The organism is Meishania litoralis, from assembly GCF_042611095.1.
GTDB lineage: Bacteria > Bacteroidota > Bacteroidia > Flavobacteriales > Flavobacteriaceae > Meishania > Meishania litoralis.
On the sequence record NZ_JBHFPV010000007.1, the window covers coordinates 1 to 18497 of the forward strand.

23 protein-coding genes and 1 pseudogene are annotated in these 18497 nt (G+C 39.2%); 22 read left to right on the top strand and 2 right to left on the bottom strand.

The window, feature by feature from the left end:
• A pseudogene (locus ACEZ3G_RS16415) lies at positions 1 to 417 on the bottom strand (transposase); the annotation flags it as partial.
• Positions 418 to 580: 163 nt separating this feature from the next.
• Between ACEZ3G_RS16415 and ACEZ3G_RS16420 the strand changes: the two are divergent.
• The 20 genes from ACEZ3G_RS16420 to ACEZ3G_RS16515 all read left to right on the top strand — a co-directional run bounded on the left by ACEZ3G_RS16420 (position 581) and on the right by ACEZ3G_RS16515 (position 15456).
• Positions 581 to 814, top strand: a complete 234-nt coding sequence (locus ACEZ3G_RS16420) for a thioredoxin family protein (protein ID WP_432426613.1) — start codon at positions 581 to 583, stop codon at positions 812 to 814.
• Positions 815 to 884: 70 nt separating this feature from the next.
• Positions 885 to 1610, top strand: a complete 726-nt coding sequence (locus ACEZ3G_RS16425; RefSeq protein ID WP_432426614.1) for a hypothetical protein — start codon at positions 885 to 887, stop codon at positions 1608 to 1610.
• A gap of 1 nt (position 1611) precedes the next feature.
• Entirely contained in the window at positions 1612 to 1875 is a 264-nt protein-coding gene (locus tag ACEZ3G_RS16430) for a DUF2024 family protein (RefSeq protein ID WP_432426615.1), read from the top strand.
• Between the two features lie 135 nt (positions 1876 to 2010).
• Positions 2011 to 2538 (top strand): MarR family winged helix-turn-helix transcriptional regulator, encoded by a 528-nt coding sequence (locus ACEZ3G_RS16435; RefSeq protein ID WP_432426616.1) that lies wholly within the window; start codon positions 2011 to 2013, stop codon positions 2536 to 2538.
• 125 nt (positions 2539 to 2663) lie between these two features.
• A complete protein-coding gene (locus tag ACEZ3G_RS16440; RefSeq protein ID WP_432426617.1) occupies positions 2664 to 3524 on the top strand; it encodes a DUF5694 domain-containing protein in 861 nt (286 codons plus the stop codon).
• 206 nt (positions 3525 to 3730) lie between these two features.
• Positions 3731 to 4408 (top strand): hypothetical protein, encoded by a 678-nt coding sequence (locus ACEZ3G_RS16445; protein WP_432426618.1) that lies wholly within the window; start codon positions 3731 to 3733, stop codon positions 4406 to 4408.
• 216 nt (positions 4409 to 4624) lie between these two features.
• Positions 4625 to 5272: a porin family protein gene (locus ACEZ3G_RS16450; protein WP_432426619.1), complete on the top strand. Its 648-nt coding sequence runs from the start codon at positions 4625 to 4627 to the stop codon at positions 5270 to 5272.
• Positions 5273 to 5714: 442 nt separating this feature from the next.
• The gene (locus ACEZ3G_RS16455; RefSeq protein ID WP_432426620.1) at positions 5715 to 6827 is read left to right on the top strand and encodes a serine hydrolase domain-containing protein; all 1113 of its coding nucleotides are present in this window, start codon (positions 5715 to 5717) and stop codon (positions 6825 to 6827) included.
• Positions 6828 to 6877: 50 nt separating this feature from the next.
• Positions 6878 to 7204, top strand: coding sequence for a DUF6249 domain-containing protein (locus ACEZ3G_RS16460; protein ID WP_432426621.1), 327 nt, complete (start codon positions 6878 to 6880; stop codon positions 7202 to 7204).
• Entirely contained in the window at positions 7201 to 7776 is a 576-nt protein-coding gene (locus ACEZ3G_RS16465) for an RNA polymerase sigma factor (RefSeq protein WP_432426622.1), read from the top strand. Before ACEZ3G_RS16460 ends, ACEZ3G_RS16465 begins: the two co-directional genes overlap by 4 nt.
• A complete protein-coding gene (locus ACEZ3G_RS16470; protein WP_432426623.1) occupies positions 7773 to 8111 on the top strand; it encodes a hypothetical protein in 339 nt (112 codons plus the stop codon). Before ACEZ3G_RS16465 ends, ACEZ3G_RS16470 begins: the two co-directional genes overlap by 4 nt.
• Positions 8112 to 8303: 192 nt before the next feature.
• Positions 8304 to 9764: a S41 family peptidase gene (locus tag ACEZ3G_RS16475; RefSeq protein WP_432426624.1), complete on the top strand. Its 1461-nt coding sequence runs from the start codon at positions 8304 to 8306 to the stop codon at positions 9762 to 9764.
• A 252-nt stretch (positions 9765 to 10016) separates the two neighbouring features.
• A complete protein-coding gene (locus ACEZ3G_RS16480) occupies positions 10017 to 10205 on the top strand; it encodes an amidohydrolase family protein (protein ID WP_432426670.1) in 189 nt (62 codons plus the stop codon).
• 408 nt (positions 10206 to 10613) lie between these two features.
• On the top strand, positions 10614 to 11156 hold the full coding sequence (locus tag ACEZ3G_RS16485) for a DinB family protein (RefSeq protein ID WP_432426625.1): 543 nt from the start codon (positions 10614 to 10616) through the stop codon (positions 11154 to 11156).
• Between the two features lie 92 nt (positions 11157 to 11248).
• On the top strand, positions 11249 to 11665 hold the full coding sequence (locus ACEZ3G_RS16490) for a VOC family protein (protein WP_432426626.1): 417 nt from the start codon (positions 11249 to 11251) through the stop codon (positions 11663 to 11665).
• A 10-nt stretch (positions 11666 to 11675) separates the two neighbouring features.
• On the top strand, positions 11676 to 11924 hold the full coding sequence (locus ACEZ3G_RS16495; protein WP_432426627.1) for a hypothetical protein: 249 nt from the start codon (positions 11676 to 11678) through the stop codon (positions 11922 to 11924).
• A gap of 30 nt (positions 11925 to 11954) precedes the next feature.
• Positions 11955 to 13400 carry an amidohydrolase family protein gene (locus ACEZ3G_RS16500; protein WP_432426628.1) on the top strand — a complete coding sequence of 482 codons (1446 nt, stop codon included), beginning with the start codon at positions 11955 to 11957 and terminating at the stop codon, positions 13398 to 13400.
• Between the two features lie 54 nt (positions 13401 to 13454).
• Positions 13455 to 13874: an SRPBCC domain-containing protein gene (locus ACEZ3G_RS16505; RefSeq protein WP_432426629.1), complete on the top strand. Its 420-nt coding sequence runs from the start codon at positions 13455 to 13457 to the stop codon at positions 13872 to 13874.
• A gap of 105 nt (positions 13875 to 13979) precedes the next feature.
• The gene (locus ACEZ3G_RS16510) at positions 13980 to 14900 is read left to right on the top strand and encodes an NAD(P)-dependent alcohol dehydrogenase (protein WP_432426630.1); all 921 of its coding nucleotides are present in this window, start codon (positions 13980 to 13982) and stop codon (positions 14898 to 14900) included.
• A gap of 97 nt (positions 14901 to 14997) precedes the next feature.
• A complete protein-coding gene (locus tag ACEZ3G_RS16515; protein ID WP_432426631.1) occupies positions 14998 to 15456 on the top strand; it encodes a GyrI-like domain-containing protein in 459 nt (152 codons plus the stop codon).
• Positions 15457 to 15556: 100 nt separating this feature from the next.
• Here ACEZ3G_RS16515 and ACEZ3G_RS16520 read toward each other — a convergent pair whose 3' ends face one another.
• A complete protein-coding gene (locus ACEZ3G_RS16520; protein WP_432426632.1) occupies positions 15557 to 16867 on the bottom strand; it encodes a serine hydrolase domain-containing protein in 1311 nt (436 codons plus the stop codon).
• Between the two features lie 211 nt (positions 16868 to 17078).
• Here ACEZ3G_RS16520 and ACEZ3G_RS16525 point away from each other — a divergent pair, with 211 nt between their 5' ends.
• Both ACEZ3G_RS16525 and ACEZ3G_RS16530 read left to right on the top strand, forming a co-directional pair.
• Entirely contained in the window at positions 17079 to 18134 is a 1056-nt protein-coding gene (locus ACEZ3G_RS16525; protein WP_432426633.1) for a bestrophin family protein, read from the top strand.
• 6 nt (positions 18135 to 18140) lie between these two features.
• Complete coding sequence (locus tag ACEZ3G_RS16530; RefSeq protein WP_432426634.1) at positions 18141 to 18491, top strand: ribose-5-phosphate isomerase; 351 nt, start codon at positions 18141 to 18143, stop codon at positions 18489 to 18491.
• Positions 18492 to 18497: the final 6 nt, after the last annotated feature.

An 18497-nucleotide genomic window follows, 5' to 3' on the forward strand; every position in this document is an offset into this window, starting at 1 on the left:
AGTCCGATATTCGAGGCCCTATCGAAGGACCGAACAGGTATTGAAGGACGCTTTTGAACGTTGTTTCCAAAGCAAGTTTCCCCGCCCCGCTTTTTGCCCGTTTTTGGTCGAATTTCAGGTACTTTTTCAGGCCTGTACTGAGCATATGGAAGTATTGTAGGCAATGGCCGAGAGGTGCATCACCTTGTTCGCCTGTGCGAGCCCTATGGTATTTATCTTCCTTAGCCCCATGAACTGGGTCAGCGTCCCGAAAACAGGCTCCACGGTGCTCTGCCTTTTGCCCTTCATGTAACGGCCCTGTGGGCTCTCCACCCTTGCAATGTTCCGTTCGTATTCCTCGCGATAATAGGTAATGCTGAACTTCTTCTCCCATGCCGACTTGCCAAGACAGGCACTTATTATGGGACAATTGGCGCAGACATCCTTTCCTCCCCCTGTATTCCTTCTTCTTCGTACCCATGAGGTGATCGTTGAACTCCTTGGCGAAGATTAGAAAAACCATAGAATATTTTTTATTGTTAGGATTCCTTACTATATTTGCAGGGCAATAATGCGATCACAGTTTAAATTCATTCAGAAAATGAGAAAATCAATTTTTTATCACGCAGGTTGTCCTGTTTGCACAAGTGCAGAAAAGGACATTGTAAACTTAATCGGAGCTGACAACGTGGAAGTTGTACACCTTGGAGAAAATAAGGCGAGAATTTCCGAAGCTGAAAACGCAGGTGTAAAATCAGTACCAGCTTTGGTAACGCCTAACGGTAATACGCTTCATATCAACTTTGGTGCGTCAATGGAAGACGTAAAAGGCTAAATTTTTTAAACTACGTAGTTAGGATTCCGAATTATTATTGGGAATCCTAGCTTCTTAAATCAATGAAATTATGAAATCAATGCTAATATTACTTTTGGCAATAATGCTTTTCAGCACATCGAAGTCGCGTGCTCAAGACGGCACATACAAAAATGATGACTTTGCCATAAAAGAAGTTCGAATTACCGATAAATCAGATTTAGGGGTAATGGTTTGGGAAATTGACGTCATTGGAACGGCCGGAAAAACAACACCTAAAAAAGCAGGGCAATTAGACGGCGCGCCTGTTTTGGGCTATGTCTTTCCTACCACTTTGAAACCGACCGATGTCGGGTTTGGGGAAACTGACGGAATTCTTGCTCTTGCACTTACATCACATCCCGATTTTGACGACACACCGCTTTGGGACGAGAACAACGACAGAATGTTTGACAATGACGGACTTGTTTGGCATCCGCATTGGGTTATTTTGACCAAAGATGAAAGAGTTGCAGGCAGACTTGCTGTAAAACAATTTAAAAAAGCAGATGACACCGTCGTATTGCCACCAACAAACCCAGGAATGCCGATGTATATGGACTCGCCAGGGTTTCCTGTAACAACTTCGGAAAAAACGATAAGGGTTCTCGTGCCGAATTACAGAATGAACAATCAATCAAATTTCAATTACGATGGTGTTACAGCACTTATGCAAGTGAACACGAGCAAAGAGAATATGCCAATGTTGGGCGTCTACGAAGTGTATAGCGTTGCAAGTGGCGATTTATCATTGCCTTATACCGTAAAACAACAATAGAATGAAAGTTTCAGTTTGGGATACCTACGTTGAGCGAGAAGATGCAAAAGTGATGCATTTTGACATTCTCGTGCCAAATCAAGTTACAGACGAAGAAACTATTTTAGACTTCGGCAAACAATTTTTAAAGACAAAACCTTTTGGCACAAAACATCTTACGGCAAGAGAATGCAGATTTTGCCATATCGAAGAAGCTACCGAACAGATAATTTCGTCCATTCAAAATGTTGGCTTTCATATCATTGAAATGGAAAATTGCAATTAATTTAATTAGGATTACTAACTTTGTCCCGTTTGTTTAACGGGACTTTTTTTTATGGATGACAGCTTATTTAACCCAATACGGCAAGAACAGAATATTTCGAGCAAAATCGTTGCGGGATTAGAACGAGTTTCGGAAGTGTTCAAGGTATTGCTATGGGAAAAAGCAAAATTAGTCGGTTTAAGTCCGATCCAAATTCAAATATTGATTTTCATTGCTTTTCACAAACAGGAATTGTGTAATGTAAGCCATTTAGCGAAAGAGTTTAATGTAACCAAGCCAACTATTAGCGATGCGGTCAAGGTTTTGGACAAAAAAGGAATGGTTTCAAAAGACTTTTCAAATTCAGACAGTCGCAGCTACTCACTAGAGCTGACCGAAATGGGAAAAAAATTGGTAACGGAAACAAATGATTTCGCTAAACCTCTCAAAAAGCAGATAGACAAATTCGATGAAAGTGAATTAGGAAGCCTGTTCGATACAATGAGCCAACTAATTTATCAATTAAACCGAAGTGGAATATTGACTGTACAACGGACTTGCTATGGTTGTACGTTTTACCAAAAAAACGGCAGAACAGATTACTGCAACTTACTTGAAAAAGAATTAAAAACGACTGAAATTCGATTGGATTGCCCAGAATTTGAAGAAAAAGCCAGTAACTAACAAAGTGTTCTATAGTTGATATTGTGGCGTAAATTTCCAAAGTTAATTTCTATTGCCGTAAATTGGTTAAAACAAAAGTCGCTAGATATTAAGAAAAATATATAATAGCATTAAAAATAGAATCCGTGAGAATAATAATCATCCTTTTTTCTATTGTATTTCTAGGTTGTATCAGTCAAAATTCGGTGCGTCAGAAAACTATTCAAAGAGAAAATATCGATTCAGGAAAAATACAAGTCCTCAATATGGGATTTTTTCATTTTGGGTACACAAGCGATGCTACAAGTGTTGATTTTGATGAGAATGATGCTAAACGCCAAGAAGAAGTTCGCAAACTATCACAATTAATAACAAGGTTTAAACCCACAATTATCTGCCTTGAATATATTCCTGAAATGGATGAGAAAATAAATCAAGCATTTCAAAACTTCTTACAAAACCCCAAGGAACTCAACACTAAATACGGCGAATTAAGCATGGTGGGTTTTGATGTGGCTAGAATGAGTGGTTTAAATAAAGTATATGGAATTGATAATCATATGGATTACAATTATAGTGTGGGTGATTTTATAGAAAATAGTGAGGAACTGACCAATTCTATAGACCCTGAAACGTACGTTGAACTCACAAACAACCCATTCAAAGGATATCCTGAAATAGAGAAACTAAATAACGATTTTGATAATTTGCCGCTATTGGAAAAAATAAAATTGTACAACGACCCAATAATGTTAGACTATTTTTTGAACACTAATGCCGATAAGCTCTTTTATGTAGGTATAGAAAATGAATTTAATGGTGCTGACCAAGCAGCAATTTTCTATCAAAGAAATATGAGAATTTATTCGAATCTAAACCGTATTAAAATGACCAAAAATGACCGAGTACTTATATTAATGGGCACTGCACATACTGCAATGCTTAGAGAATTTATAAAAAGAAGCCCTAAATTTGAAATGGTCAATACCTTAGATTTTCTAAAATAAAGCACTGCATACAACAATGATGACCGTTGCCCAAGCCCCTGACCGACCACGGAACGGGTAAATATGAGCCCTTTCGCGGGGCTTTTTTATTGTTCGTCAAGAAACGGAATGCCAAATTTCGATGCGTCATGCAAGCTTGAAACGGGTTTTGGAGCACACTTTTTGGCCAAGGCCGCCGAAGCAAGGTGCCCCGCCCCGCTCTTGACATGTTTTTCGGTGAATTTCAGGTGCTTTTTCGGGCCTGTACCGAGCATGTCAAGGTATTGTTGGCGATGGCCGATAGGTGTATGCGCTTGTTCGCCCGAGCGATCCCGATGGTGTTTACCTTCCCCAGCCCCATGAACTATGTAAGGGAGTCGAACACGGTAACGGGAGACCTATTGCCGAACCATAGTTACGCGATTTCACTATATTTCCGTAAATTTCGCAGAACTGCGCATGGCCCTTCAACTGCAGGGCATTGCAATAAACCAGAGAGCGAAATAACGTTAGATAAAAATATGAGACAATTACCAATTCTATTCTTGACAATTATTCTTTTTAGTTCCTGTGAAAAGGAAACCTTTGTGATATACTCTGTGGAAAACCAATCCTCCAGTTTTATCAGAATTGTAGGTTCAGACATTATTAACTCTTTCAGCATCGACGAAACCATAGAACAGAATAAAAAAAAGGATGTCGCCAATTGGAGCAAACTTGGAAAAGAGACGGATTATTTTGAGCCAACTTCTATGTTTGGAGATAACTTAATAATCACAAATGCCTCAGGTGACACTCTGACAAAAGATTACAGATTGTTATCTAATTGGACTTCTGACGTAGATAACCAAAGAGCAGTTGCAAATCACGGGTACATTTTGGTCATTACCGACGCTGATTTTTAGAATAAATGATGAAATATGCAGTGCCGTTGATTATTACGACCATTGTACTTATGCTTGCGAAGTCCGCCGAATCTTTTGGATTTGGCTCTTGAAATGAAAAAGATGAAAACAAAACAAAAAGTTTTGGCCGCATGCGCAGACGGAAACCAAAAGTTCCCTGCCCTGCCCTGCCCTACTTGCCCAGCCAGAACTTAGGCAAACTTATAAAACACCGAAATGACCATTAACAATATTAGATTAGCCGTAATCATAATTGTATCTATTTCATTGCCAAGAATAGCTATCGGACAAGACGACTCTATTTTTGGTGCATCGTTAGGTTTGGCACTGACCAACATGACGGGTAGTGCAAGTGAAACAACCAATTTATCTTCGGATATAGGTTATACACTAGGAATCAATTTTGAACAAGAAATCAGCGAGAGAACATCTCTTAACCTGAACCTTCTTTATTCTAGAAAAAATGTTAGACGTGGATATAATACACTTCCTAATTATCCAATAAATCAAGAGAACGACTATTTGAAAATGTCATTTGATTATATAGAATTACCTATGACGATTCGATACGAGATCATTTCACAAAGTGAGTTTTACATTAACGGTGGGGCCTTCTTTAGTTATCTCTTAAATACCAAACTATCTGAGGAAAATATCCCAACTAATCTATTGGCAACTCCCTGGACAGAGAAGGTTGACTATGGATTCTCATTTGGAATTGCAAAAAAAATATCAATCAACCAAAATAATAAGTTTGTCTTAGAACTAAGGGACAATCTAGGCTTGAAAAACCTTGTCGATTCTGGTTCGCAGTACAACTTGAAATCCAATACCTTGTATTTTCTAATTACTTGGGAGTTTTGAAATAAATACGTTTGCCAACACGAGTAACCGTTGCACAGCCTGTTAGTTCGGCAAAAAATAGATCCATAAAGCCTCTTTAAGTGGCTTTTGTGTTATCGGCCAGATGCGCAAAGCTAATTTTCCACGCATTTTAACGACCCCGAACAAGTATTCAATGGTTACCCGTCTAGAAAAAAAGTTGCCAAAAAAAAAGAATTTTTCGAAGCGAACCATCATTGAGGCAGAGCCGTATAGGTATTTCGCCCGTTTCTTCCCGATTGCCATAGAAAACCGAAATTCTGTCATTTAGATTCCCGCCCTCACGGCAATGACATTTCATAGGAACCCCGACGCGGAGCATCGGGTAATTCTCTCCGATTAAAAAATTGTAACCTTTCAAACAGTCATCTTGTCCAATGGATGTGAATTCACCAAAACACATGCATTAATTAAACGAAACAAGATGAATTATTTAAAATCCGTTATAAGAAACATAACTATTGCACTATTTGCCGCTACGACAATAACCGCTTATACACAAACCAAAACTATCAAAACAATAGATGGCAAAAGCCTATCAATTGAGAAATTGAACACGGCAATTGAAAAGGCAATGAAGAAGCATAATCTTCCTGGGCTTTCCGTTGCCATCGTCAATAAAAAAGAAATGGTTTATCACCAAGCTTTTGGGGTAACCAATTCAGAAACAAAAGAACCCTTGAACAAACAAAGTATGTTTGAAGGTGCCTCGTTATCTAAACCCATTTTTGCATACTTTGTGATGAAAATGGTCGAAAACGGTACCATTGAATTAGATAAACCGTTGCACGAATATCTGCCGCATCCTGGTATTTCACCTGAATCACAAGAAGATTATAAATTGATAACTGCACGAATGGTGTTGGCGCACCAAACAGGCTTTCCAAATCATGCCAATAACGAACCTATAAAATTGGCATTTAAACCGGGAACCGACTTTATGTATTCGGGAGAAGCCTATCAATATTTGGCAGCAGTAATCGGTATAAAACTGGGCGTAGGGTTTAAAGAAGGGTTAAATCAATTGTTTCAAAAAGAAGTGACACAACCTCTCAATATGCCGCATACCACATTTATTTGGGACGATTATCTAGAAGCTCATAAAGTATTTGGTCATGATAGTCAAGGACATCCGACTCAAAACAAACCCGGAGAAGGCCGATGGAGCGGAAAAACCTTCAATGCATTCTCGAGTGTTCACAGCGAAGCTGCCGAGTTTTCAAAATTCATTATCGCTATGCTCAAAAAAGAAGGTTTAAGTGATGAATCTTTTGCAGAAATGTTAAAAGAACAAACAAAGTTCAAGGACGACAATCCCATGAAGTTGGAAACAGGCCAAACTGGTTGGGGATTAGGCTTTGCCCAAAAGCCTACCACAAATGGTACAATGCATTTGCATACGGGGAACAATCATGATTTTCAGGCATACGCAATGTTTGTTCCTGAACAAGGGTACGGATTGGTACTATTTGCCAATTGTGGGAATATGTTACCTTTCATAAAAGCAATTTCTAAAACTTTGGGAGAACAATTCTAACCTGATCAAGTACAAACTCGATAATAATCACAATCCAAAAACCAAATATTATGGACCATATAGAAGAAGCTTTGGGGGCACTATTTTTAATGGCAGGTGTAGTTGCGGTAGTTTACATTGTTGCGCGCTATAACTACCTTGTTAAAAAAGCGATGATCGAAAAGGGCTTGGCAAATCCAAATACGCCAAACAAAATGCAATATCTCGATATTGGTTGTATTACACTATCTCTTGGTTTAGGCCTTATGGCCTCAACCATTTTTACCACAATGGAACTTACTGAAGACACGGCCGATTTATTGATCTGGGGAACTATTCTCATATTTGGAGCGATCGGACTTCTGGTTGCCCATTGGTTACGCAAAAGAACAAAGTGAGTCAAAACAGCGCTTTTGATATCGAACTCGTAAACAGGAGCAAGGCCGGAGACACATTGGCATTTAGAGATTTAGTGAATGCCTATAAAGATGTGTCTCTTACCTTGGCCTGTTCTGTGTTGAAAGACACAGACCTTGCTCAAGATGCGGTTCAAACGGCATTTATAAAAGTGTATGAAAAATTGAATACGTTTAGACAGGACTCAAAATTTTCGACTTGGCTGTACCGCATTGTCATCAATACAGCGTATAATCTTTTGAAACAGCAGAAAAACCACCACCAAATGGACGTTCTTTCCAATTTGGCTGTTGAAACGGATGGAAAATCGGAAGCAAAAGCATTAACGGAACAAGAGCAAAGAAAGTACATCAATCTAGCGCTAAATAGAATAAGACCGGATGAAGCGTTGATATTACGCTTGTTCTATTTATACGAACATACAATCATTGAGATTAAAGAAATTACAGGTTTTAGCAAGTCAAAAATTAAAGTCGATTTACATCGGGGGCGAGAAAATATGGAGCTACAACTTCAAAAAATGTTAGGTAACGAAATAACGCAATTATTATGAACGAAGATCAGGCCAAAGTACTTTTAAAGAAAAGTGCTTTGAAAACAACAGAAGATTTTACGGATAGTTTAATGGTGCAAATCGACGCCAAATCCATCAATCATATTCAACCCGGTTTCCCTTCGGTAAAAAGAGTTTTATCAATAATAACTTTAGTTGTAGTGTTAGCGTCAGCGCTACTTTTTTGTGTTGATTTTAAATTTCTTTCAGAATTAGAAATTGTTGGTGGTGTTCATCGCACAAAACTATTCGCAGTGGTACTTTTTTCAGTCTTACTTGGAATAAATCACGTATTAAAATTACATTATTCGTTAAAATACACACTCAGCAACTAACAATAGTGGAAAAATTAAAATAGTTGTTGGCAACAAAATATCTCAAAGCACATAACTAATTAGTTGCTTAATGGAGGTTAAAATATATTTGGAAAATCGTCAAAGTTTAAAAATTTGGCTTATTCTAAACGGAAAAATAATTACATAATATGCAAGTTACAAGCCATAAACAAAACCATTTTCACTCATAAGATGAAACCAAAATCCCTATTATTTGCATTTATCTTTTACCCTTTGCTCCTTTTAGGACAAGAAACATTGACTGAAAAACAAGTAACGGAAGACTATACCATTCTAAAGAATGTTTTGACCAACGGCTACCCAAGCTTATATGAGTATACCTCCCAGCTCCAATGGGATAGCCTATTTACAAACTTTGAAAAGAAAAAATTGACAACCATTAAAACTACCAGTGAATTGTTCAAATCCATTGCAGAGCTAACGAACTATGCCAGGGACGGGCACCTAATAGTTATGCGGCCGCAACTCACTTCAATACCAAAATTATTTCCCTTATTGGTAAAAATAATCGACGGTAGATTATATACAGATACAGATGATTTTGGCATTCCAATTGGTTCCGAAATAATTTCCATAGACAATACAAGTGCGATAGAATTAAGGCAAAAACTTATGAAATACGCACCTTCAGATGGTTTTAATACAACAAAAAAAGATAGACAAATAGAACGTGAATTTGGCATTTTACACTTTTACGAGTTTGGCGCTAAAGATTTCTACCAGATAGAGTACAAAACACCTTCTAATGAAGTGTTCACAAAGAATTTAGAAAGCCAACCTTTTGAAAGTATCGGTGGCAGGTTCGTAAATAGAAACTCCTATTTTTCAATATATCATAGGGCTACCAATACATCGGAATTTGTTAAGAACACAGTAGGTAAAAAAGAGCCGTTTTTATATTTTATTGATTCGGTCAATACGGCCGTATTGACAATGAATACCTTCCAGTTGGATGTTGAAAGATTTCAAACGGAACTAAAGACTATTTTTAAAGACATAAATCGAAAAAAGGTTGAAAATCTAATTGTTGATATCAGACAAAATGATGGCGGTTATCCATTGAACAGCATTAAAGCTTTTTCTTATATAGCACGGGAACCATTTAAACAAAGAGCTGCAACGTGCGTCATTACTGCCAGTTTGCCGGAAGAAAACCACAGTCAAAATTTAGTGAATGGATATACCTATAAAACATTTTTCAAAAAATACTACCAGAATGCTTCGAAGAAAGGAAACGAATGGGTATCGACAACCGATGAGAACGAACCCTTTATGGTACCAGATAAATACGGATTTAAAGGAAAAACCTACGTATTGATCGGGGGAAAAACCTTTTCAGCAGGTTCAAGTTTCGCGTTATTCTGCAAAAATCAAGGCATTACGTTAATTGGAGAAGAAACAGGCGGCAATTATTACACCCAAACAGGCGGGTATCCAATGCTTTATACATTGCCTAATTCAAAAATTAAAATACTGATTTCATTTGTTAGAATAAGTCGTTATGTAAAAGATGAAACGATTAAAAGTGGTAGTGGAATATTGCCTGATACTCGAGTTCCTTTAACAGTTCAAGACTTAATAAAAGGCAGAGACAGTCAATTGGATTATGTCATAAAGCAAATAAATGAGTGATAATAGATATTGACAGTTTGAAAAATAGTAGATTTTCAGAGATTATCGAATTGAATTCCTGCGGTATTCGGTCATTCGGTAAATCTAAAATATTTATAGAAACTAAAGTAACTGCAATGAAATTGCAGGGTTTTAACCTTTAACTAGATAATAAAAACTAAGTTTAACCCACGGATAGATCAAATCTGGGCAGTCCATTTGCCATGGTCAGTTTCATCCGGCGAAGGTGGGTCACTTTAGCCGGCTTATCCAATTAAGGCTTACACCATAAATTCTGCTTATGTAATGCGACAAGAAAATAAAGTAGGAACTTTAGAAGTTGGCAAAGAGGCTGATTTCATTGTTTTAAGCCAAAATCTTTTTGACATACCAACCAATCAAATCAACCAAACGCAAGTCTTAGAAACCTACCTAAAAGGTGAACTGATTTACGAACAGTAGAATAAATGATGTTTGCCGACAACGTACGATCATAATCGCGGCAGATTCGACTTCCTGTCGACTTTGCTCGGGGCAGGCTAGAATCCACCCCGCCTGCCTGCCGGTAGGCAAGTCGGAATTATTGAAGTCCGTGTTTAATCAAAAGTAGTAACTTACAAGGTTATAAGTAAAGCGTTAAGGCATATGGCGCAATAGGAGGGTGATTTATAATCTTTGTTTAAAAATCCTTAAAAGAATACCGTAGAAGTCGTATGCAAATTAACGGGGCATGTATAAGGCATAAGTTATCAACCAAAAATCATACCGATAGACATCTCAACGGCTAGAAACCAGAACGACTATGGTAATTAATATTAGCTTTTTTTACCTGCCCATCGAAAATTAAAAATCTTAACAAAATACAAGACCATGAAACAACTATTTATCCTAACAGCGACAATATTGTTTTTTTCATTCACGGCACCACTGTCCGCCCAGCGGAATGATTTCATCAAAGATTATTTGGAGCGATTTGAAAACTCCCGTAAGTATTTGGTCCTTGTGGCCGAAACGATGCCCGAAGAGCAGTATGAATTCAAGGCTTCGCCCGAGTCGTTGACCTTTGCCGAAAACCTGATGCATATCGGATACGCAATGGATTGGCACTGTCAGTCATTGCTGGGTGGGCGTGAATCAAGAAATTGGGAGACTGATACGGTTTACAAAGTCGGTAAAAAATCCAAAAAAGAAATGATTTCGACAATCGAAAAAACATTTGATGAAACCATAAAATTGATCGAGCAGTTTGACCCAATTGAACTTGACGAAGAATTGGACTATTTTGGGCTAAACAGAACGAAACGACAAATTTTTTTATTGCTGGCCGACCATATAACCCACCACAGAGGGCAGATGCTTGTTTATATGAGGCTGAACGGAATTGTTCCACCGAGATACGTGCTGTTTCAATAACCCTGGCGAAATCGAACTTATAGCGAGTTGACCGAATTGCACAATTGAACGCCAAACAAAAAATACAGCGACACCGAATAACTAGAAAAACAATGAACAAAATATTTGAGACCTATCGACCGAAAGGCTTTGGAACGGTAAACGCATATTTGTTCGCCGAGAACCCAAAAGAACTGATCGAATTTTTAAAGAATGCGTTCTATGCAACGGAAATCGATCGATCGCTAAACCCAAAAACTGGAGATATTTCCAATGTCATCCTAAAAATAGGGGATTCTTGTTTTATGATCAGTCAGGCAAGAGACCAATTTCTGAATATGCGGGCGGCATTCTATCTTTATGTTGACAATGTTGACGAAATACACGAAAGAGCCATTACATATGGTGCCAAAGTAGAATTCAACCCAGCCGATATGCCGTATGGAGATCGCCAATCGGGCATTATCGATCCTAGCGGAAACTATTGGTGGATCTCAAAGCGGCTGGTGAACAAGGGCTATCACGAATAAATAATGACCAATGACAAAACTAGATCCGATCATAGCGGTAAATGACGTTGTAAAAAGTTCAAAACGGTATCGATCCGTTTTTGGATGCAGAAGCAGGCACGGTGGTCCTGAATTTGACATATTGGTCTCAGACAATGACGAAGTGGTCCTTGGTCTCCATAAGTGGGGGGCATATGACCACCCTACGATAGAAAAGCCCCATAATAGTCCGGGGAATGGGCTGATTCTTTATTTCATTACGGTTAATTATGAAGGATAGCAAGAGTAGCCGGTCTAAAACTTTATGGCGATGGCATTGAGACAATTAATACCCTTTCTTTTATCGGTCATCATTCTAGGTTGCAAGCCAAATTCCAAATCGGGTTTAATCGCTTTGAATTCAAGAATCGATACTGTAAAAAATAGGATTGCACTAGACCGAAATGTATTAAAGTATGTAAAATACGATTCCAACAGTATTGCCCTGACCCATGCGACCGTTTTCGACGGAAAAGGAAACCCTGCGAAAGAAGATCAAACGATTATTGTCAAAAACGGTTATTTTGAAGCAATTGGGCAAAATTCCGAAATTGACATACCCGAAAAGGCAACCGTAATAGATCTAAGGGGAAAAACGGTCATTCCGGGAATCGTAGGCGTTCATAACCATCTTCATATCCCCCGATTTCCGTTTGTAGGAGAGATCGCTTCAAAACTTTATTTGGCATCGGGGGTAACAACGATCCAAACGTGCGGCGCCGCTTCGCCACAACAGGAAATCGATTTGTCAAAGAAAATTGAACAAGGCCAGGTTATCGGCCCCAACATTGTAACTAGCGGCCCATATTTTACAGGTAATGGAGGTAATCTGAATATGATTATTCCCGAGAGCGACCAACAAATAAGGGACACAATACGATATTGGGCCAAAAAAGGAGTTCGTTGGTTTAAGGTATATCGCAATACTTCCCCTAAAGATTTAGAAACCATAGTCGATGAGGCCCATAAGCAGGGCGCCAAAGTAACCGGACATCTATGTTCGATTACTTTTGAGCAGGCCGTTAAAATAGGTATCGACGGAATCGAACACGGACTCAACAGTGCCAGTGACTTCAGAAATAACAAGACATTCGGTATATGCGACGGTTCACGGGAATATATGGATCAACTTGAAATCAATAGTAATGAGGTAAAAGCCCTGCAAAGTCTGATGATCGATAATGATGTTTTTTTGACTTCTACTCTCTCCATTTTCGAGGCAAGTGTTCCCGAAAGAGCTTTTGCCGATGAACGCACTTTGGCCATCATGTCCCCTATGCAAATTTCAGAGTATACCGACCGCAGGAAAAACTTTGATAGTATGGATTCAAAAGACGGGGTCAGAGAAAAAAGGTTAAAACGCATTATGCAATTTGAACGTCAATTCTATGAAATGGGAGGTACCTTGACCGCAGGAGTCGATGCCGGCAGACATGTTCTTCCGGGTTTTGGCGACCAACGAAATTTCGAATTGTTGAAAGAAGCGGGTTTTACCAACCAAGAGGCCTTGAAGGTCATGACCACCAATGGGGCAAAAGTACTTTCAAATCGCAATATCGGGTCTATCGTAGTTGGCAAGAAAGCGGATTTCGTCGTAATCGATGGACAAATTGAAAATTCAATACGAAATGTAGCACTGGTTTTTAAGGATGGCTATGGGTATGACCCGAAACTTATTTTAGAAGATATAAAAGGTAAGTTTGTAATTGATCAATAAAATAGAAAGTACCCTTTAAGAACAGGTAAAAAAATAATAATTAAATTCAAAAAAATGGCAACAAATATCTCAAAATTGATGATAAACGCTTCTAAGGACAAAGTTTGGGATGCACTAACGATTCCTGAAAAAGTGAAGGCGTGGCAATATGGAAGTGAATTGACAACGGATTGGAAAGTCGGTAATGAAATTCGTTTTAAATCGGAATGGGAAGGACAAATTTTTGAACAGTGGGGAACAGTATTGGAATTTGAACCCAACCATAAATTAAAATATAATCTATTCGCCCCAAGACCTGACCTCGACGACAAGCCCGAAAATTATTTTGAAATGGCCTATGAACTAGTCGAAAAAGAAAATGGAACTGAATTGTTGATTGTGCAAGAAGACAATCGCCCTGGGGCCAAACAAGAAGCGGTACAAGGCGAAGAAAATCCTGTTCTAAAAATGCTGAAAGAACTCATCGAGAAATAAAATAGTAAGTTACATTATTCGTAACTCGCTCTGGCCTTTATTTAAAACGATTCAAGTTATTGAATCTATAAAAATACGTACATTAATTTCAGAGAATTAAAGATTATGAAGGCAATTATTTGCACAAGATATGGACCTCCAGAGGTATTGAAAATACAAGAAATACCCAAACCGAATCCAAAAAATGACGAAATACTAATCAAGATAATGGCATCGGCCATAAACTCAGGTGATGTAAGGGTCAGAGGCCTTAAGGTCAACGGTTTTCTGAAAATCGTGATGCGTTTGATGTTCGGCTTCACGAAACCTCGCAAGCCCGTTCTCGGAACGGTGTTTTCGGGTATTGTAGAAACAATAGGTGATAATACGACCCGATTCAAAGTTGGCGACGAGGTATTCGGCATGACGGGACTTAAATTCGGAACATACGCTGAATACATTGTATTAAACCACAACGATAAGGTAATCTTAAAACCCGAAAATGCAACATTTGAGGAAGCCGCGGCATTACCCTTTGGCGGCCAAACGGCGATTTACTTTTTGGAAAAAGCAGGTATAGAAAAAATATCGAATCCTGAAGTTTTAATCATTGGCGCGACCGGGGCTGTCGGTACTGCCGCCCTGCAGATAGCAAAATATCATAATGCCGAAATAACCGCGGTCTGTAGTACAAAAGGTGCTGAACTTGTGAAAAGCCTAGGGGTCTCGAGGTTAATTCTTTATGACAAGGAAGACTTTACACAAAGCAAATCAAAATTCGACATAATATTCGATGCCGTGGGCAAAACCTCGAAAAGCCAATGCAAAAAGTTATTGAAAAAAGGAGGCGTTTATAAAACTGTCGGAGGTATGGAAGTTGCCGCCGAGAACAAAAAACAACTGGAAATGCTCAAAGCACTGTTTGAAAAAGGAGAATACGATGCCACAATAGACAGGGTTTTTCCGATGGACAAAGTGGTTGAGGCACATCGTTACGTCGACACGGAACGAAAAAAAGGAAATGTGGTATTGAAAATTAGCGGATAGCAATTTCTTCAATGTCAAATGAACAAAAGGCGAAAATTTTCAATATAAACAAGAACCGATAACCATACACTAACCGCGGCACATAAAGACAAACCACATGAAAACAAATATAGCGGACTTTAAAATCATCGGCATTTCTACTAGAACGACAAATGAAAATGGCGAGTCCGCAAAAGTATTGGGTGAACTTTGGGGAACATTCTATTCGGAAAGAATTTCAGCTAAAATACCAAATAAAGACTCCGATGAAATCTATGCTATGTATACCGATTATGAAAGCGACTATACCGGAAAATACACCGCAATCATAGGCCATAAGGTAAAATCACTACAAGTTGTACCCGATGGATTGATCGGGCGGGAATTCAAGGGTGGAAAATACACAAAACTGGTCGCAAAAGGAGAAATGCCCGAAGCAATCGTCAACCTATGGGAAAAAGTATGGGAAGAAGATCAGAAGTTGATGCGCAGATATACGGTCGACTTTGAAATCTATGGAGCCAAATCACAAAACGGGACCGAATCAGAGGTCGAGGTATTTTTGGCAACGGAGTGAATTTATCGGTCTTACTAGTTCGGGGCGATTGTCGAATCGGCGCATGACATCAATATGTTGGCCTCTAGTCCACGTTTAAATAGGAAAGAGGAAAGAGCACTTACCTCAAATTTGCCGAGGCAGCCTCTGCCAAAGATCCAGCCGATTGCACCGACTGTTCGGCATATATGTTTTCGATAATCTTTTGAAGGTCCGGAATTACCGTACTTGCCAATCTAGAATTGCTGTTCATAAGCACGCAAATTCCGAAATCATGGTCTGGATAAATTGCGATTTCGTTTCTAAAATTGTTTACACTTCCGCCATGATGCCACATGGTGATTTGATTCTGTGCAGTTTCATCTTCGAATTTGTGAATGCGCCATCCATAGGCATAATGTGACGAAACATGGCCCGGCCATCGTTTGTAATACTTACGGCCAATATTGATCTCTACCTGAGGTGTAAATGCCTCCGAAATAACATTTTTGTCCATTACTTCAGGGTTGTGACCAAGCAAAAACCGCATCCATTTGGCCATATCCAAAGCACTTGCATTGATACCTCCGGCGGCCACGGCATTGTCATAATGGTCTGTAAGTCTTTTTGGTTGCCAGCCCGTTCTTCGTCTTGAGTGTGGGGTGGCGATGTTTTTATATTTTACCAAAGTTGGGTAACTGGTATTGGCCGTATGCATGCCCAACGGTTCAAAAAACCGCTGCTTCAACAAAGCCCCGATCTCTTTGCCCGTGACTTTTTTCATGATTTCGCTCGAGAGCGCGAACATTGCATTCTGATAACTATACATTTTACCGGGCTCACTGATCGGTTTTACCTCATTGAAACGACCCGCGATTTTCCCCATTGGCAATCCGGCTTCCACAAGATTCGTAAAACTATGATAAGGTGTTCCCGAAGTGTGCGATAATATATGGCCCAACTGAACCTTGTCAGTGTTCTTTCTATCGCCCAAACGAAATTGTGGCAAGTAATCACTGACCTTGTCATTCCAATTTAATTTATCCTCTTCTATCAGATTCGCCGCCAATACCCCGGTGAACCCTTTTGACAAAGAACCCAATCGAAAGATGGTTTTGCCATCAACCTTATCTCGGCCATTGATATTTCTTTTACCGAAACCTTCTGAAAGTAAGATAGAATCACCGTTTACAATACTTACCCCTACCCCAATGATATCACCAGATTTCAGCGCATTTTCAAAATAAGCGGTAACGGCTTTTCGCAGTTCGACTTTTCTTTTCTCGAATACTCTTTCGTGCTCTGCGACCATCGCCCTTTTTTTTGCTTTAAAGGTCTCGGTCTTTGAATCTGCATCGTTGGTAGAATTAGATCTGGTAGCGCTCGATGTCATCAAAACAACAAGAAGCAATAACATGAGTACCGATCCAAGTACTATTTTAAAACGGTTCATAGGTCAGGTAGGTTTGGTAAATCGGGCATATGATATCGTTCGATACAAGACAAAAATATCATATACTTAGACAAACGCCTGATTTTTTATAATATTTCATTAATTTTTGGTCCCAAAGCCCATGTATTTTTAGAAGATCAAAGTTTGTAGTAATTATTTTGTTTCTAAAAAAGGAAATAAGATTGTTGGCAATATAATTAAACACTGATTCATGTATACACAAAAAATATATTCTGCGCGTCAATTGGCGCAATGGACTAGATACGAGACAATGGTTTTTACAGCGATTATAACCGTTTGGGTCGCTATATTTTATTTCTTGGACTTGAAATGGTTCAAGATACCTTGGACACCTCTTGCATTGATCGGTACGGCAGTGGCCTTTGTAATAGGATTTCAGAACAATTCTGCCTACGGCAGAATTTGGGAAGCCCGAAAAATCTGGGGTGGTATTGTTAACACTTCGCGTACTTTTGGAATGTTCGTTCAAGATATGTTGACCAATGAACATGCAAAAAAACCGGTTGCCGAGGCAGAACTTCTTTTAGAAATCAAAACGTTGACCTACAGACACATCGCCTGGATGACCGCCCTGCGCCATGCCATGCGGGCACCAAAGTCTTGGGAAACCACTTCAAACCATAGAACGAACAGGGAGTGGGGCATGCTTCCGCCCGAGATGGAGTCAACCTTGGAAGAAGATATGAAGCCCTACATTTCAAAAAATGAACTGAAGAAAATAATGGGCAAAGACAACAAGCAGACGGCATTACTTTATGAACAGTCACATCACCTGAGAAAACTCAAGGAAAGAGGTATGATCTGGGAATTTTCCTTTCTGGAATTGGAAGCTATTCTCCAAGAATTATTTACGCTCCAAGGCCAGAGCGAGCGCATTAAGAATTTTCCCTATCCGAGACAATACGCCACCCTTAATCATTTTTTTATGTGGGTTTTTGTATTGTTGCTTCCTCTGGCATTGGTGCCTCAGTTCGCGGAAATAGGTGCAGCTCTTGAAAGTAGCCCAGCCTGGGTCAAAGACCTGTTTGTCTGGTTCAGTATTCCGTTTTACGTTATTGTCGCGTGGATTTTCCATACTATGGAACGCATTGGAAGAACCGGGGAGAATCCGTTTGAAGGCACATCGAATGATGTTCCCATATCGACCATTGCAAGGGGAATCGAAATTGACCTTCGCCAAAATCTTGGTGAGCCCGACGATGAGATACCCAAACAGTTTCCGGCAAAAAGAAATACCCAATTTTAAAAGTACATGCCAAAAGTCGAGTACAGGGTCTACGTTATCGAACTTTCGAAACGGGTATTTTCAGAGCATCGCAAGTTTCGCGAGGCCAATCTTCAATTTAATGGGGTTCTCGAATGCTTGTACGTAGGTATGACCAGTAAAACGCCAAAGGAACGTTTTGAGCAGCACAAAAAAGGCATCCTTAGCAAAAAAGGGCACAACCTTTCTTCAAGTATCGTAAAAAAATATGGCAGTTATCTTAGACCGAGCCTATATAATCATATAGGCCCAATGGTCACGCGATCAGAAGCCTTAAAAATGGAAAAGCAGCTTGCCCTTGAACTTAGAAGAAAAAGATATGCCGTATGGTTCAATTAGAACACG